The organism is Streptomyces sp. JLSY215 (genome assembly GCF_059682825.1).
In genome coordinates, this window is record NZ_CM185022.1 from 285485 (window position 1) to 300669 (window position 15185).

Annotated in this window: 16 protein-coding genes; 10 read left to right on the top strand and 6 right to left on the bottom strand. The window is 70.7% G+C overall.

Translation table 11 applies throughout. The features are described from left to right. Positions 1-112: 112 nt before the first annotated feature. Positions 113-277: a hypothetical protein gene (locus AC5677_RS01440; RefSeq protein ID WP_497193139.1), complete on the bottom strand. Its 165-nt coding sequence runs from the start codon at positions 275-277 to the stop codon at positions 113-115. A 228-nt stretch (positions 278-505) separates the two neighbouring features. Between AC5677_RS01440 and AC5677_RS01445 the strand changes: the two genes are divergently transcribed. From AC5677_RS01445 to AC5677_RS01455, 3 genes are read left to right on the top strand one after another with little or no spacing between them, the layout of a single operon-like run. Then, positions 506-1339, top strand: a complete 834-nt coding sequence (locus AC5677_RS01445; RefSeq protein WP_497193140.1) for an FAD binding domain-containing protein — start codon at positions 506-508, stop codon at positions 1337-1339. Next, positions 1336-4116 (top strand): molybdopterin-dependent oxidoreductase, encoded by a 2781-nt coding sequence (locus AC5677_RS01450; protein ID WP_497193141.1) that lies wholly within the window; start codon positions 1336-1338, stop codon positions 4114-4116. The genes AC5677_RS01445 and AC5677_RS01450 overlap by 4 nt, the downstream gene beginning before the upstream one ends. Positions 4117-4165: 49 nt before the next feature. Further along, positions 4166-4561 (top strand): TOBE domain-containing protein, encoded by a 396-nt coding sequence (locus AC5677_RS01455; RefSeq protein WP_497193142.1) that lies wholly within the window; start codon positions 4166-4168, stop codon positions 4559-4561. 173 nt (positions 4562-4734) lie between these two features. On the opposite strand, the gene AC5677_RS01460 is transcribed toward AC5677_RS01455, so the two are convergent. After that, on the bottom strand, positions 4735-5442 hold the full coding sequence (locus AC5677_RS01460; RefSeq protein ID WP_497193143.1) for a M24 family metallopeptidase: 708 nt from the start codon (positions 5440-5442) through the stop codon (positions 4735-4737). A gap of 286 nt (positions 5443-5728) precedes the next feature. Between AC5677_RS01460 and AC5677_RS01465 the strand changes: the two genes are divergently transcribed. From AC5677_RS01465 to AC5677_RS01475, 3 genes are all read left to right on the top strand, one after another. Continuing rightward, positions 5729-6319, top strand: a complete 591-nt coding sequence (locus tag AC5677_RS01465; RefSeq protein WP_497193144.1) for a pyridoxine/pyridoxamine 5'-phosphate oxidase — start codon at positions 5729-5731, stop codon at positions 6317-6319. Between the two features lie 109 nt (positions 6320-6428). Then, positions 6429-7205, top strand: coding sequence for a class I SAM-dependent methyltransferase (locus AC5677_RS01470; protein ID WP_497193145.1), 777 nt, complete (start codon positions 6429-6431; stop codon positions 7203-7205). A gap of 17 nt (positions 7206-7222) precedes the next feature. After that, complete coding sequence (locus tag AC5677_RS01475) at positions 7223-7930, top strand: M24 family metallopeptidase (RefSeq protein WP_497193146.1); 708 nt, start codon at positions 7223-7225, stop codon at positions 7928-7930. Positions 7931-7942: 12 nt separating this feature from the next. On the opposite strand, the gene AC5677_RS01480 is transcribed toward AC5677_RS01475, so the two are convergent. Together AC5677_RS01480 and AC5677_RS01485 are read right to left on the bottom strand one after the other, a co-directional pair. Beyond that, on the bottom strand, positions 7943-8323 hold the full coding sequence (locus AC5677_RS01480) for a hypothetical protein (RefSeq protein ID WP_497193147.1): 381 nt from the start codon (positions 8321-8323) through the stop codon (positions 7943-7945). Between the two features lie 31 nt (positions 8324-8354). Beyond that, entirely contained in the window at positions 8355-8774 is a 420-nt protein-coding gene (locus AC5677_RS01485) for a TOBE domain-containing protein (RefSeq protein ID WP_497193148.1), read from the bottom strand. 383 nt (positions 8775-9157) lie between these two features. Between AC5677_RS01485 and modA the strand changes: the two genes are divergently transcribed. Then, positions 9158-9973, top strand: a complete 816-nt coding sequence (gene modA, locus AC5677_RS01490; RefSeq protein ID WP_497193149.1) for a molybdate ABC transporter substrate-binding protein — start codon at positions 9158-9160, stop codon at positions 9971-9973. Positions 9974-10333: 360 nt separating this feature from the next. Then, positions 10334-11557, top strand: a complete 1224-nt coding sequence (locus tag AC5677_RS01495; protein ID WP_497193150.1) for a methyltransferase domain-containing protein — start codon at positions 10334-10336, stop codon at positions 11555-11557. 162 nt (positions 11558-11719) lie between these two features. Here the strand turns inward: AC5677_RS01495 and AC5677_RS01500 are convergent, their stop codons facing one another. Beyond that, on the bottom strand, positions 11720-12142 hold the full coding sequence (locus tag AC5677_RS01500; protein ID WP_497193151.1) for an ATP-binding protein: 423 nt from the start codon (positions 12140-12142) through the stop codon (positions 11720-11722). A 162-nt stretch (positions 12143-12304) separates the two neighbouring features. Here AC5677_RS01500 and AC5677_RS01505 point away from each other — a divergent pair, with 162 nt between their 5' ends. Both AC5677_RS01505 and glpK read left to right on the top strand, forming a co-directional pair. After that, entirely contained in the window at positions 12305-13072 is a 768-nt protein-coding gene (locus tag AC5677_RS01505) for an IclR family transcriptional regulator (protein ID WP_497193152.1), read from the top strand. 41 nt (positions 13073-13113) lie between these two features. Beyond that, positions 13114-14628, top strand: coding sequence for a glycerol kinase GlpK (glpK, locus tag AC5677_RS01510; protein ID WP_497193153.1), 1515 nt, complete (start codon positions 13114-13116; stop codon positions 14626-14628). 44 nt (positions 14629-14672) lie between these two features. Here the strand turns inward: glpK and AC5677_RS01515 are convergent, their stop codons facing one another. After that, entirely contained in the window at positions 14673-14972 is a 300-nt protein-coding gene (locus tag AC5677_RS01515; protein ID WP_497193154.1) for a hypothetical protein, read from the bottom strand. Positions 14973-15185: the final 213 nt, after the last annotated feature.

The following is a 15185-nucleotide window of genomic DNA, read 5'->3' on the forward strand; positions in this document are numbered from 1 at the left end:
GTCTCAGCGGCGGCGCGCGAGCAGCCGGCCGAGGTCGGTGCGTGCGTTCTCCGGCAGTGCGTAGCGCGGAGACAACGCGATCGATCTTGGCGCGGCCGTCGTCCGGGGTCCATCACACGAGTCCGCCGAGGACGATCTCGCCCGGCTGCGGAAAGCGGGTCGGGGCCTCCAGATCGGTGGCGGTGACTCCGCCGATCCCTTGGCCGAGAAGAGGCTCATCTCCCCGGACGAGAGCGATGTCGAGGCTGTCGAGCCGGAGGAGGTCTTCGCCGTGCATGCGGTGGCTCCTCGCGCGACCGCGGGGCGACCCCACATCTCACATTCACTAGGCGATTGCGAGTTGGTACATCGTAAATGCCAAGGACTTTCCGCTGAAATCCTCTTGGTTGATCCTCCAGTTCACAGGTGTCAACGAGGGCGGTTTTCCGTGTGCGCAACCAGTCGTTTTCCGTTCCCGCCACGGCTTCACTGAGGTGGAAGCAGTGGCCGAAAGGCGTGGGGAGACATGGATCTGAACACGGTGATGGACGTGCTCGACGCGCGTCGTCGCGAGCCCTGGCGGCCCGGTGACGCGTGGCTCGGCGGGGGTACGTATCTGTTCTCCGAGCCGCAACCGCATCTGCGCCGCCTGCGGGATCTGAGCCGCATGGGCTGGGACCCGTTGACGTACCAGGAGGACGGGGCGTTGGAGATCGCGGCGACCTGCACGATCGCCCAGCTCTCCCGCTTCGGTCGGACGCTCCGTGCGGAGGCGGCGCCGCTGATCGAGCAGTGCTGCCGGGCCTTCCTTGCATCGTTCAAGATCTGGAACATGGCGACGGTCGGGGGGAATCTCTGCAACGGCCTGCCGGCCGGGCCGATGATCTCGCTGACCGCCGCGCTCGACGGGCAGTGCCTGCTCCAGTCGCAGACCGGGGCGCTGCGTCGCGTCCGCGTCGCCGACTTCATCACCGGCGCGGGCCGCAAGGACCTCGGCGAGGGCGAGCTGCTCCGCTCCGTCATCCTGCCGCCGCGGGCGCTGGGCTGCCGTACGGCCTTCCGTCAGGCGTCGCTGTACGGGCTCGGCCGCTCCGGCGCGCTGGTCATCGGCACCCTCGACCCCGTGGACGGATCGCTGGCCGTGACCCTCACCGCGGCGACCGTACGGCCCTTCCGCCTCTGGTTCCCACTGCCTCCGGACGAGCGGGAACTGCGGGACGCGATCAAGGCGGCGGTCGGCGACGACGACTGGTTCGACGACATCCACGGCCTGCCCGAATGGCGTCGGCACATGGGATTCCGCCTTGCCGAGGAGATCCGGCGCGAACTCACCCAGCTCCCCCAGGACGGTACGCGATGAGCTTCCACATCGAGGTCAACAAGCAGCCCTTCGCCGACGAACCGCGCGCCGGCCAGTGTCTGCGCACCTACCTGCGCGAGCGCGGCTGGTTCGGGGTGAAGAAGGGCTGCGACGCCGGGGACTGTGGAGCCTGCACCGTCCACGTGGACGGCGAACCCGTGCACAGCTGCCTCTATCCAGCGGTACGGGCCGAGGGCCGCAGCGTCACCACCGTCGAGGGCCTTGCCTCGCCGGAGGGGGAACTCCACTCCGTCCAGCAGAAGTTCCTCGACGCCCAGGGCTTCCAGTGCGGCTTCTGCACCGCCGGCTTCCTGATGACCACCGCAGCCCTCGAAGCCGAGCAGGGCACCGACCACGACGACGGCAAACTCGACGACCTTCCCCGGGCCTTCAAAGGCAACATCTGCCGGTGTACGGGCTACCGCGCGATCGAGGACGCGGTGCGCGGCGTCAAGCACACCGACCGGCCGTGCGCCGGCAAGGCGGTCGGGAAGAGCCTCGGCGCCCCGGCCGGTCCGCTGGTCGTCACCGGCACCGCCCGCTACACGTTCGACATCGAGGTCCCCGGGCTGCTGCACATGAAGCTGCTGCGCTCCCCGCACCCGCACGCCCGGATCGTCGCCATCGACACCTCCGCGGCGCTCCGGGTGCCGGGGGTGCACGCCGTGCTCACCCACGAGGACGCCCCCGAGCGCCTGTACTCCTCCGCCCGCCACGAACACCCCACGGAGGACCCCGACGACACCCGGGTCCTCGACAGCACCGTCCGCTATGTCGGCCAGCGCGTCGCCGCCGTCATCGCCGACAGCGAGCAGGCCGCCGAGGAAGGCTGCCGGCGCATCGAGGTCACGTACGAGGAGCTCCCGTACGTCACCGACCCCGAAGCCGCGATGCTGCCGGGCGCGCCCGCACTGCACGGCGACAAGGGACCCGAGGCCCGCATCGCCCGCGCCGAGAACAACGTCGCGGGCGAGGTGCACGGTGAGATCGGCAACGTCGAAGAGGGCTTCGACCTGGCCGACGTCGTCTACGAGGAGACGTTCCGGACCCAGCGCGTCCAGCACGCCAGCCTCGAAACCCATGGCTGCGTCGCCTACTTCGAGCCCAAGGAGGACGGCACGGGCGAACGCATGACGGTCCGCTCCTCCACCCAGACTCCGTTCCTGACCCGGCGTGCGCTCTGCGCGCTGTACGACCTGCCCGAGGACGAGGTCCGTGTCGTCGCGGGCCGGGTCGGCGGCGGCTTCGGCGGCAAGCAGGAGATGCTGACCGAGGACATCGTGGCCCTGGCGGCGCTGAAACTGCGCCGCCCGGTGAAGCTGGAGTACACCCGCGCCGAGCAGTTCTACGGGGCGACCACCCGCCACCCGTTCAAGATCACCATCAAGATGGGCGCCCGCAAGGACGGCACCCTGACCGCCTTCCACTTCCGGGTCGTGTCCAACACCGGTGCGTACGGCAACCACGGACCGGCGGTGATGTTCCACAGCGTGGGCGAGTCGATGGCCGTGTACCGGGCTCCGCACAAGAAGGTCGACGCCTTCTCCGTCTACACCAACTGCGTGCCGGCGGGCGCCTTCCGCGGCTACGGACTCGGCCAGGTCACCTTCGCGGTGGAGTCGGTGATCGACGAACTGGCCCGCCGCCTGGACTTGGATCCCCTCGTCTTCCGCGAGAAGAACATCATCGGCCCCGGCGAACACATGCTCAGCCCGATCGGCGAGGAGGAGGACCTCCACATCGCCTCGTACGGCCTCGACCAGTGCCTGTCGGTCGTCCGCAAGGCCATCGCCGAGGACACCAGCGCCGAACAGGCCCCGGAAGGCTGGCTGGTCGGCCAGGGCACGGGCATGGCGATGATCGCGACGGGCCCGCCCGGCGGCCACTACGCCGACGCCCGGGTCTCCCTCCTCGACGACGGAACGTACGACATCGCGGTCGGCACCGCCGAGTTCGGCAACGGCACCACCACCGTCCACAAACAGATCACCGCCGGCGCCCTGAACACCACGGAGGACCGCATCACCATCCGGCAGTCCGACACGGACGTCGTGCGCCACGACACGGGCGCCTTCGGCTCGGCCGGCACCGTGGTCGCGGGCAAGGCGGTCCTCCTGGCGGCGACCGCCCTGGCCGAGCGGCTGCAAACCTTCGCGGCCCGGCACACGGGCGTGGCCCGGCACCTGTGCAAGCTCGGCGCCGAGGCCTTCGACTGCGCGGGCCGGGTCGTGCCCCTGAAGGAACTCGTCGAGGCCGCCCACACCAAGGGGGCCGAGGATGAGCTGGCCGCGGACGGCCACTGGGGCGGCTCCCCGCGCTCGGTCGCCTTCAACGCCCAGTGGTTCCGTATCGCCGTCGATCCCGGCACCGGGGAGATCCGTATCCTGCGCAGCGTCCACGCCGCGGACGCGGGCAAGGTCATGAACCCGATGCAGTGCCGCGGTCAGGTCGAGGGCGGCGTCGCCCAGGCGCTGGGCGCCACCCTCTTCGAAACCGTACGCATCGACGAGCGCGGCGAGGTCACCACCGCCGCCTTCCGCCGCTACCGTCTCCCCCAATACGCCGACATCCCGCGCACCGAGGTCCACTTCATGGAGACCACGGACGCCATCGGGCCGCTCGGCGCCAAGTCGATGAGTGAGAGCCCCTTCAATCCCGTCGCGCCGGCCTTCGCCAACGCGCTGCGCGACGCCACCGGCGTCCGCTTCACGGAGATGCCGGTGACCCGGGACCGCGTCTGGCTCGCACTCGATTCGGCTGGCACATGCAAGGAATAATCGTGTCCAGGCTTGCAGATGCCAGATCGATGGCTCTAGCGTATCGCCCATGCAGTCCTACACCATCGGACAGGCGGCACGTCTGCTCGGCGTCAGTCCCGACACCGCACGCCGCTGGGCGGACGCCGGCCGGGTCACGACCCATCGCGACGACAGCGGACGCCGTCTTATCGACGGCCGGGATCTGGCCGCCTTCTCCGTCGAGGTCGCCCAGGGCGGCAGCAGCGACGACGACGCGTCGTACACCTCGGCACGCAACGCCTTCCCGGGCATCGTCACCGCGATCACCCTCGGCGACGTAGCGGCCCAGGTCGAGATCCAGGCAGGGCCGCACCGACTCGTGTCACTGCTGACCCGGGAGGCCGTGGAGGAACTGGGGCTGGAAGTGGGCATGCAGGCCACCGCCCGCGTGAAGTCGACCAGCGTGCACATCGACCGCACCTGACCCTTGCGGCACCGAGCGGTGGGACCCCGACCCGGCGTCTTCGCAGCTGCTCGCCCAGGCGGCTTCGCCCCGTCCGGGCCCCACGGGAAGACTTCCCGCCCGGCCGTTGCCGGTCCCGCGCGCCACCCTGCCACAGGCGGCTTCGAGAACGGCAACGGCCGGGTAAGCGAACGTCAGGCGAGGTCGAGGAGTTGCTCGTAGAAACCGCCGAAGCCCCGTTCCCGGTCCACCAGGTGGAGTTCGAGGATCCAGTGGCAGGTCCGCCCCGTGCGGTCGGTGCGGCGCAGCGGGGTGCCGTTCTCCGGGGTGATGTAGGACTCGGCCTTGGCCCCGTCGTTGGTCTCGTGGGGGAACTCTCCGACGAGGTGGCCCGCGTGCCAGATGCCGATGGTCCAGCCGGCCTCGGCGGCGAGGCGCTCGACCTCGGCGTGCAGCTGTCTGCCGGTGATGGCGGGATCGGCGGCGAAGAAGGCACGGCCGGCGTCGAAGATGCGCGGCAGGTCCTGGAGCAGGCGGTGCTTGTGCGGGTCGTCGCCGAAGACGTAGGTGCGGCCGAAGTCCGCCTCGTACTCCTCGAAGATCGGGCCGAAGTCGGCGAAGGCGATGTCGTCGGGGCCGATGATCCGGTCCGGTGGGTTGTCCTGGTAGGGCCGGAGGGTGTTGGGGCCGGAGCGGATGATCCGCTTGTGCCAGTGCTTGGTGGTGCCGAACATCTCGTTGGCGAGGTCGCGGATCAGGTCGCTGACCTCGCGCTCGCCGCGGCCGGGCGCCACCAGCCCGCGAGCCTCCACCTCGGCGAACAGCTCGATGGCCTTGCGCTGGGCCGCCACCAGACCCTCGACCCGCCGGGCCTCCGGCACGTCTCTCGTCCCGACCGTCACGAGGCCCTCCCCCGGCGGCAGCGGGCGAACGGCCCGGTACGGATCGGCGACCTGCGGATGTACATCGTCACTACCTCCAACATCTTTGGCACAAATGCGGTGCCTTTTGGGATAACACCCAAGCAATTGCAAGGAGATTGTCGAATCCTAGCCGCAGATGCAGGATGGGTCGTGTCGTATTGCGGAGGAGGGGAGAGGGGATCAGGTGGGCGACAGAGTTCACGGTAGTACCGTCCGCGCGTGGCTTCGGGGTATCGAGGTGTTCGCGGGACCGCTTCCGGAGTTCGTGCCGGATCGGGCTCCCGCCGATCCCGTGCAGCTGTTCCTGTCCTGGCTGTCGCACGCCGTGGCGGACGGCGTGCGCGATCCGCACGCGATGACCTTGTCCACCGTCGACGAGGACGGCGTCCCGGACGCGCGCGTGCTGATCCTCAAGGGGGTGGACGGCGCGGGGTGGCAGTTCGCCGGGCACGGTGCGAGCCCCAAGGGGCACCAGCTGTCCGCCCACCCGGGGGCAGCGCTCACCTTCTACTGGCCTCAGCACGGCCGGCAGGTGCGCCTGCGCGGGCCCGTGACGCCGGGGTCCGCCCAGGACAGCGCCGCCGACTTCCTCGGCCGTTCGGCGACGGCCCGCGCCGAATCGCTGCTGGCCCGTCAGAGCCGGCACCTGGCGGACACCGCCGAGCGCGACCGCGCCCTCGAGAAATCACTGGCTCTGGTCGAACAGGATCCCTCACTCGTCGACTCCGCCTGGACCCTCTACACCCTCGCTCCGACGGAGGTGGAGTTCTGGCAGGCGGCTCGGAGCCGAATCCACACCCGGCTGCGCTACGAGCGGACCGAGAACGGCTGGGAACGGTTCCCGCTCTGGTCATAGCCCCTCATCCACCCCCTGCATCCCTGCATCCCTGCACCCCGACCGGCACAACCGATGGCGTGCGGGTATCCATTTCCCTGTTCCTGCTCACGAGGCAAGGTAGGCCCGCATGACCACACGCACCCAGGACGGCAGCGCCGGCGACGTCGACTACGGCAGCTTCGGCTCCGGATATTCCTCCTACCGCCGGCCGGACGAGCGGATCGCCCGGTTCATCGCAGAGGCCCTGGGCGACGCCCGGACCGTCCTCAACATCGGCGCCGGCGCCGGCTCGTACGAGAGCGCGGCGCGTACGGTGACGGCGGTCGAGCCCTCGGAGACGATGCGTGCCCAGCGGCCCGCGCAGCTCGCCCGGGCCATCGACGCCGTCGCCGAGGAGCTGCCTTTCGCCGACGGCGAGTTCGACGCGGCCATGACGCTGTTCAGCGTCCACCAGTGGTCCGACGTACGGGCCGGCCTGCGCGAGATGCGGCGCGTGACCCGCGGCCCCGTGGTCATCCTGACCTGCGACCCCACCGTGGTCCGGGACTTCTGGCTGTACCGGTACGCACCCGAGGTCCTCGACACCGAGGCCCGCCGCTACCCGGGCGTCGAGGCACTGGCCGCCGCGATCGGGGGCACCAGCACCGTCCGTACCGTGCCCATCCCGCTGGACTGCACCGACGGGTTCAACGAGGCCTACTACGGGCGCCCCGAGATGCTGCTCGACCCGGCTGCCCGCCAGGCGTGTTCGGCCTGGAGCTTCGTCGACGACCGCGTCCGCGAACACTTCGACCGGACCCTGCGCCGCGACCTGGACTCCGGCGCCTGGGACGAGGAATTCGGCCACCTGCGCCTGCAGCCGACGTACGAAGGATCGCTCGTCATCATGCGCGCGACCCCGTAACAGGAAGAGAGAGCACGATGGCAGTACCCGACCGGATGGACGAGCGGCTCCGGGCGCTGGGGCTGGTGGAGGCCCAGCGGCTGGCCCGGACCCTGTTTGCCGAGGTCACAGCCCGCGGCCTGATCGCACCAGGACGTAGTGAACGCGAGGCGGGCGACCGGATCGGGGACCTGGCGCGGGAAGCGTTCGGTGCGGTCGCGTCCCGGCTCCGGCGGGTCGTCCGTTCGGGCCCGAATTCCGTGTTGCCCTACGGACAGGAGCCGCCGGTGGACCGGGAATTCGGTGCGGACGACATCGTGGTCGTCGACCTCGCACCGGTGCTCGCCGGGTACGAGACGGGCTTTGCCCGAACGATCGTCCTCGGCGAGGACCCGGGCAAACGCCGGCTCCGCGAGGACCTGGCGACGATGTTCGCCGCCGCCCGCGAGGCATTCCACGCGGACCGGGCCGTGACGGGTCGGCAGCTGCACGCCGAGGTCCACGCCCTTGCCGCCAAGGCGGGCTGGACTCCGGCCGGATGGCACGTCGGGCACCTGGTCGGAGCGGCGCCGGCCGCGCACGCCCACGACGCCCGGGCCGATGCGTACCTCGGTCCGGACAACGACCTGCCTCTCCGCCGCGTCGACGAGGGTGGGTGGCAGGCCCACTGGATCCTGGAGATCCACGTGATCGACGAACAGCAGGGCTTCGGCGGCTCGTACAAGGAACTCCTCGACCTGGCCTGACGCAGGCCGCCGTCAGCCGGGCGTCAGGACGAGCGGCACCGGGCTGCCGTCGGTCCAACCGGGAGGGATCGCGGCGAGCGCGTCGCCCACGGCGGCACCCTGGGGGAACGCCGCACGGCGCCCGTCGGCGATCCTGGCCCCGGCACCGTCCCATACGACGGGTACCAGCCGCGTCAGTCCGGGGGCGCTCCGCACCCGTCCCCGTACGGGAGCGTGCGGCAGGGGATCGAGGGCGCGGCCCGACAGGCCGGCGATCAGCGGGCCGAGCAGGGTCCGGGCGGCGACCAGAGCCGCGTACGGGTTCCCGGGCAGCCCCACCACCCAGCCGCCGACCGCGAGTTCGGCGAGCAGCATCGGGTGGCCGGGGCGGCAGGCGACCGCGTCGACGACCATCCTGGGGCGCGCCCGCGTGGTGCGGCGATGATCAGGCGGCGGCGAGGGAGACCTCGGTCGACTTCATCAGCGCGACGACGGAGGTCCCGGAGACCAGGCCGAGGGCCTCGACGGCGTCCTTGGTGATCGCGGCGGTCAGCTCGCCGCCCTCGACGGAGACCCTGACCGAGCCCATGGCGCCACCGGTCGAGACGTCGGTGACGGTGCCCGCGAGCTGGTTGCGGATGGAGATGCCCTCGACGGGCCCGGTCGCAAGGGCGACCTCGGTGGACTTCACCAGCGCCTTGACGGCGGATCCCTCGGCCAGCCCCAGGTCCTTGACAGCGTCGGTGGTGATCGCGGCGGTGAGGTCCTGGCCACCGGCCAGGCGCACCTTCACCGACGCCATGGCCTCGCCGGCGGTGACCGCGATGACGGTGCCGGGGATCTGGTTACGGATGGACAGGCTCATGGAAAACACGCCTCACAAAGTCGGAATCGAAACGGAAAGCACTTCTGTGACCTGCGTCATAGCCGACAGTACCGGAAGAAAAAACGCACCGGGAACGCTCCCATCACATTCGCCAGCCAAATGGCCGCAACCTCCTGGCGTATTTCAGGAAGAGCCAGAGACCGCGGATCCCGAGGACTGCGATCCCACCTGACCTGGACCTTTCGCCCCGTCTGACCGGATCGACCCCCGTCGTGGACTCAGCGTGGGCAAATTGCAGATGAGGGTCCGCGAGCGTTTGCGGGTAGCAAATGCAGCACCGTTCCCACGACCCATATCGAATGTGCGTGGAATACGGATAGCCGGACCTGGGATACGGATAACCGAACTGGAGAACTCCCGCCATGCACTCCTTTCACACCGCCGGACGGCGCCGGGCCGCCGCCCGCCTCCTCGGCGGCGCCGTTCTCGTCCCCGTCCTGGCAGCCTGCGGCGGCAGCGCCGGCAGCTCTCCGTCCGCCGCCCCGTCCACGACCGGGTCGGGTGGCGTGCCGGCGGCGAGGCTGACCGTACTCGCCGCGGCTTCCCTCACCGATGTGTTCAAGACCGCGGGTGCGACGTACGAGAAGGAGCACCCGGGAACGAAGGTCACGTACTCCTTCGCCGGGTCGCAGGAGCTGGCGTCCCAGGTCAAACAGGGCGCCCCCGCCGACGCCCTGGTCACCGCGGACACCAAGACCATGGAGGGCCTCGAAGCGGAGACCAACGATCCGACCGTGATCGCGAAGAACCGGCTCGTGATCGCGACCGCGCCGGGCAATCCTCGCAAGATCGGTTCCCTGAAGGACCTGGCGGACCCCAAGCTGAAGGTCGTCCTGGCGGCTCCCGAAGTACCCGCCGGCCGCTACAGCCGGCAGATCCTCGACAAGCAGGGAATCACGGTCAAGCCCGTCTCGCAGGAGCCGAACGTGCGGGCCGTGCTGTCCAAGGTGGAGCTGGGCGAGGCGGACGCCGGACTCGTCTACAAGACGGACGCGGTCGCGGCCAAGGGGAGGGTCGACACGGTCGAGATTCCGGACGACCAAAATGCCGTCGCCTCCTACCCGGCCGCGACGCTGAAGGCGGCGAAGCACGCCGCCGCGGCGGACGCCTTCGTGAAGTGGCTTTCCTCCCCCGAGGCCCAGAAAATCCTGCAGGAGGCAGGCTTCCAGAAGCCCTGAGCGAGCAATGACCGCGCGGGGCCGAGGGCCGGTTTCGCCTCACCCCCCGCTCCGCCGCGTCACTGATCCCGCCGGTCGGCCGGAGGCGAAGTCCGACAGGCGGAGGTTGGCGCCTGTACCCGTCCTTCGCCCAGGCCATGACGTGAGTCACCCCGCCTCACCGATGGCGGTGTTCGGCACGCAGCGGCCCGGTGTCGCTCCCGGACCCGCCGCGCCGACCGCTCGCCCGCCGCGGGCTTGCGCCGCACCACCCGGCATCCCACAGACGGAGACGGTCTGGCATATGCACCCCTCATGGGCGCATCCTTTCCCAGATGCCATCCGAAATGGCCAAGCTGGCTCGAATACGAGGAGCGATGAATGCCGGTTGTCGTCATGTGGCACGCTTCCGCGGAAACCCCGCTCACCGTACGCAGGGTGCTCGCCTCGGCGGGTCTGGCAACCCGAACGGTCCGGCTCACGGACGGCGAGGAGCCGTCCGCCGACCTCAGCGGGGTCGAGGGCCTGATCATCCTGGGCAGCCCCCGGTCCGCCGCACCGGACGACGCCCTTCCCGCAGACTCCCCCGGCCCGGCTCTCGTACGGGAGGCCCTCGCCGCCGAGGTGCCCGTGCTGGCCCTGGGCTCCGGTACCCGGTTGCTGGCCAGGGCCACGGGCGTGGCCACGTCCGCCGGCTCCTGCGCGCCCGCCGACGGCCGGACGGTGGAGCTCACCCCCGCCGCCCGTACCGACCCGGTCTTCGCCGGGGCCACCCGGCCTTCCCCCGGCCTGCAATCGGCGGCCGACCCCCTGGAGCTGCCCGGCGACACGGTCGTGCTGGCCACCTGCGACGGCTACCCGGAGCAGGCGTTCCGTATCGGCGCCAGCGCATGGGGCGTGCGTTGCCTCCCGCGGCACGGCAGCGCGGATGGAGAGCCGTCGGCCGGGCCCGCCCTCGACCCCTGGGCCGAGCAACTCCTGGGCCGGTTCGCGGTACTTGTGGCGGGCCGCGCCGAACACACCGCCACCCGGGCCTTCTTCACCCGCCGGGCCAACGCCTGGGAAGAGCGCTTCGCTTACCAGACCCCGGCCTACGAGATGGCCGTCTCGCGCATGCGGCTGGCTCCCGGCGGCCGGGCCGTGGACCTCGGCTGCGGCACCGGGCGGGCCATGCCCGCGCTCCGGGCACAGGTCGGGCCCGCCGGCCAGGTGCTCGGCATCGACGTCACCACGACCATGCTGACGGCCGCCGCCCGGCACGGCCGCACCCGCCACGGTTACCTGCTGTCGGCCGGCTGCACCCGGCTCCCGCTGCCCGGCGCATCCGTGGACGGCATCTTCTCGGCCGGCCTCCTCGACCACCTCCCGGCCCCGCACACCGCCCTCCGCGAATGGGCCCGGGTCACCGCCCCGGACGGCGTCCTGCTCCTGTTCCACCCCTCCGGCCGCGCCGAACGCGCCGCCCGCCACGGCCATCCCCTCGCCCCCGACGACCTGCTCGCCGAGAACAACCTCCGCACCGCCCTGGAGACGACGGGCTGGAACCTGGACGCGTACGAGGACGCGGACGGCCACTTCCTGGCCCGCGCCGTTCTCCTCGCATGACCCCGGCACCGGGTCCCGGCGGCCGCGAGCGGTGCCTGGCGCCCGTAGTCGCCGCCCGTCCCGGTGGCCCACCCACTCCGGTTGCGCGCGGCCCCTCTCCGGATCGAACCGCGCCTCGTCGTACGTGCGTTGCCCCGGCGGGCAGGCTGGGGGCCTACCGGCTCACGCCCTGAGGAACTCCGCCCACCGTGTGATACCGCCCGCATGGACCCGCGTGCCGCACTCGTCCGCCAGGGCGGTGACGATGCCGAGTCCGCGGCCGCGTTCGCCCACGCGGGGCTCGACGACCGGCCGCCGGCCCGCCGCCGCGGGCCCCGCGTCGGTGACCTCGACCCGCAGGGCGTTGCGCCCGTCGACGACCCGTGACAGCCGCAGCACCGCCGGCGGCAGGGCGTGGACGACCGCATTGGTGATCAGCTCCGAGATCACGAGGAGCGCGTCCTCGGCGAGGCCCGGGGCCAGGTTCCAGTCCGCCAGGACCGTACTCGCCCGCCGGCGTACGACCGGGACGGCCTCGGGGATGTGCGGCAGCGGAAAGACATGTTCGACCGCCTCCCGAACCACCGCGTCAAGCTGTGCCGTCATGCTGCCTCCTCCGAGGCCACTACCGGCTGGACGCCGGGCTTGAGAGGGACGCTATGGGGGACGGTGGAGGCGGTCAATGAACGCCGGTCGGCATTACCGAACGCCCGCCCGCGGAGGGCTGTCCCTGCTGGCAGATGCCGACCGCGGGACTACGATTGCCTCATGGCCGGCCCGGTCCAGTCGATCGAACGGGCGGCGGCAATTCTGCGTTTGCTCGCCAGCGGACCCCGTCGGCTCGCGCTGGGTGAGGTGGCCGCGTCGCTCGGGCTGGCGAAGGGCACCACCCACGGCATTCTGCGCACCCTGCAGAACCTCGACTTCGTCGAGCAGGACCCGGCGACCGGAAAGTACCAGCTCGGGGCCGCGCTGCTGCACCTGGGCACCAGCTACCTCGACGTGAACGAGCTGCGGTCCCGCTCCATCAACTGGGCCGACGCCCTGGCCGCCCGCAGCGGGGAGGCCGTCCGCCTGGGGGCGCCCCTGGAGGGCCAGGTGCTCATCGTCCACCACGTCTTCCGCCCCGACGACACCCTCCAGACCCTGGACGTGGGGGCGCTGCTGCCCCTGCACGCCTCCTCGCTCGGCAAGGTGCTGCTGGCCTTCGGCAGCGTGCCCCTGGAGCCGGCCGTGGAGGCCGGGCTGGAGGCGTACACCCGGCACACCCTGGTCGCCCCGGAGCGCCTCACCCGGGCGCTCACCGAGGTCCGGGAGCTCGGGTGGGCCGCCGAGGTGCAAGAGATGATCACGGACGAGGCCGGCATTGCCGCGCCGATACGGGGCCACGGCGGCCTCGTGGTGGGCGCCATCGGCATCTCCGGCACGGTCGAGCGGATCTGCGACTCCAAAGGGGTTCCCCAGCCGGCCCTGGTGACCCAGGTCCGCCACGCGGCCCGGGCGATCTCCAGAGATCTGGGGGCCGCCCGCTGGTGAGCCCCGCCGCCGCCCTTGTGCACCGCAACGGAAGGCTGATCATGGTTGAGCGGTATGTGATGTCCATCGACCAGGGCACCACCTCCACCCGATGCATCCTGTTCGACCACCAGGGGCGGCTGGTATCGGTCGCCCAGCGGGAACACCAGCAGCACTTCCCCCAGCCCGGGTGGGTCGAGCACGACGCCGTCGAGATCTGGCACACGCTCCAGCGGGTGGTGCCGCAGGCGCTCTCCGACGCCGCTGTCGGCCCCGATGAGGTCGCCGCCATCGGGATCGCCAACCAGCGCGAGACGACCGTGCTGTGGGACCGGCGTACGGGCACCCCGCTGGCCAGGGCGATCGTCTGGCAGGACACCCGTACGGCCCCCCTGGTCGAGGAGCTCAGAAACCGGCCCGGGGACGAGTTCTTCCTCCGGCGCTGCTGTCTGCCCCCTTCCACGTACTTCTCCGCCCCCAAGATCCGCTGGCTGTTCGACCACGTCGACGGGCTGCGGCAGCGCGCCGAGGACGGCGAGGTGCTGTTCGGCACGATGGAGAGCTGGCTGATCTGGAACCTCACCGGCGGACCGGCCGGCGGTATGCACCTCACCGACGTCACCAACGCCGGCCGCACCATGCTCATGAACATCAGCACCCTCGACTGGGACGAGGAGTTGCTGGAGTTCTTCGGGGTCCCCCGCCCGATGCTCCCGGAGATCCGCTCCTCGGCCGAGACCTACGGCGCCGCCCGTTCCGTCCTCCCGGGCGTCCCCATCACCGCGGCACTCGGTGACCAGCAGGCGGCGCTGTTCGGACAGACCTGCTTCGCCCGGGGCGAGGCGAAGTGCACCTACGGAACCGGCAGCTTCCTGCTGCTCAACACCGGCACCGACCTCGTGAGGTCCCGGCACGGGCTGCTCACCACCGTCGCCTACAAGATCGAGGACCAGCCCGCGGTCTACGCACTCGAAGGCCCGATCGCCGTCACCGGCGCGCTGGTCCAGTGGTTCCGCGACCGGCTGGGGCTGATCAGCACCGCCCCCGAGATCGAGACCCTCGCCCGCGCCGTCGAGGACAACGGCGGCTGCTACATCGTCCCGGCGTTCTCCGGCCTGTACGCGCCGCACTGGCGCAGCGACGCCCGCGGGGTCATCGTCGGCCTCACCTCGTACATCACCAAGGAGCATCTGGCGCGGGCCGTGCTGGAGGCCACCGGCTGGCAGACCCGGGAGGTGGTCGACGCCATGAACGCCGACTCCTCGCTCGCCCTCAAGGTGCTCAAGGTGGACGGCGGTATGACGTCCGACAATCTGCTCATGCAGATCCTGGCCGACGTGCTGGACGTGCCCGTGGTGCGCCCCATGGCCGTCGAGACGGTCTCCTTGGGCGCCGCCTACGCCGCCGGGCTCGCCGCCGGCTACTGGCCCGACCTGGAGGTGTTGCGCCGCAACTGGCACCGGGCCGCCCAGTGGACGCCGGATATGGACCCCCGGCGGCGGCAGTCGGAGTACGAGAACTGGAAGCGGGCGGTCGAGCGCTCGCTCAGCTGGATCACACCGCCGAACCCGCCCTGACCGCTCGTCTCCCCGGCTCGCCCGGACGGCCTGAACGGCGTCCCTCACCCGCCGGACCCGGGCGCGGGCCCGGTCGCGGACCCGGCCGCCGGGGCGCCGCCCGCATCCGCCGGTGCGTCCGCCGCGGTAGCCATCGCATCAGCGACGTTCTGCACGAGTTCCAGCGACTCCATCATGAGGCGGGACAAGTCGATGGACGCGGAATCCATTGCCCCGTTATCCCCCGAACTCATCACCTCAAGAAAACTCTGCGTGACCCGCTTGATATCCGACGCGTGCGTTTCAAAGCTCTTTTCCGGCGCCCCTTTTTCTACAGGCTCAACTAACGTCTCGTCATTCGGCATACGCGGCCTTCTCCCCGTTCCCAAAGCATCAAGGTCAAGACTGGAGTCTAGGCACAGTCGAAAAAACCGCACACAACGAAAGATCGTTCTTGTTGAATCCCTTACGCGGGCTTTCTGCAATCCACCGCAACCCGCTGGCAGAGCGGGCCAAGAGACCGTTAAAGAACCTGCAGATGCCTTGAACCCGTGCACGGCACGACGCGCGATGGATGC

Coding starts and splice junctions, on each gene's coding strand:
- modA (WP_497193149.1), top strand. CDS start 9,158: ATGCACTCCTTTCACACCGCCGGACGGCGCCGGGCCGCCGCCCGCCTC.
- AC5677_RS01445 (WP_497193140.1), top strand. CDS start 506: ATGGATCTGAACACGGTGATGGACGTGCTCGACGCGCGTCGTCGCGAG.
- AC5677_RS01515 (WP_497193154.1), bottom strand. CDS start 14,972: ATGCCGAATGACGAGACGTTAGTTGAGCCTGTAGAAAAAGGGGCGCCG.
- AC5677_RS01485 (WP_497193148.1), bottom strand. CDS start 8,774: ATGAGCCTGTCCATCCGTAACCAGATCCCCGGCACCGTCATCGCGGTC.
- AC5677_RS01470 (WP_497193145.1), top strand. CDS start 6,429: ATGACCACACGCACCCAGGACGGCAGCGCCGGCGACGTCGACTACGGC.
- AC5677_RS01475 (WP_497193146.1), top strand. CDS start 7,223: ATGGCAGTACCCGACCGGATGGACGAGCGGCTCCGGGCGCTGGGGCTG.
- AC5677_RS01500 (WP_497193151.1), bottom strand. CDS start 12,142: ATGACGGCACAGCTTGACGCGGTGGTTCGGGAGGCGGTCGAACATGTC.
- AC5677_RS01450 (WP_497193141.1), top strand. CDS start 1,336: ATGAGCTTCCACATCGAGGTCAACAAGCAGCCCTTCGCCGACGAACCG.
- glpK (WP_497193153.1), top strand. CDS start 13,114: ATGGTTGAGCGGTATGTGATGTCCATCGACCAGGGCACCACCTCCACC.
- AC5677_RS01455 (WP_497193142.1), top strand. CDS start 4,166: ATGCAGTCCTACACCATCGGACAGGCGGCACGTCTGCTCGGCGTCAGT.
- AC5677_RS01440 (WP_497193139.1), bottom strand. CDS start 277: ATGCACGGCGAAGACCTCCTCCGGCTCGACAGCCTCGACATCGCTCTC.
- AC5677_RS01480 (WP_497193147.1), bottom strand. CDS start 8,323: ATGGTCGTCGACGCGGTCGCCTGCCGCCCCGGCCACCCGATGCTGCTC.
- AC5677_RS01495 (WP_497193150.1), top strand. CDS start 10,334: ATGCCGGTTGTCGTCATGTGGCACGCTTCCGCGGAAACCCCGCTCACC.
- AC5677_RS01505 (WP_497193152.1), top strand. CDS start 12,305: ATGGCCGGCCCGGTCCAGTCGATCGAACGGGCGGCGGCAATTCTGCGT.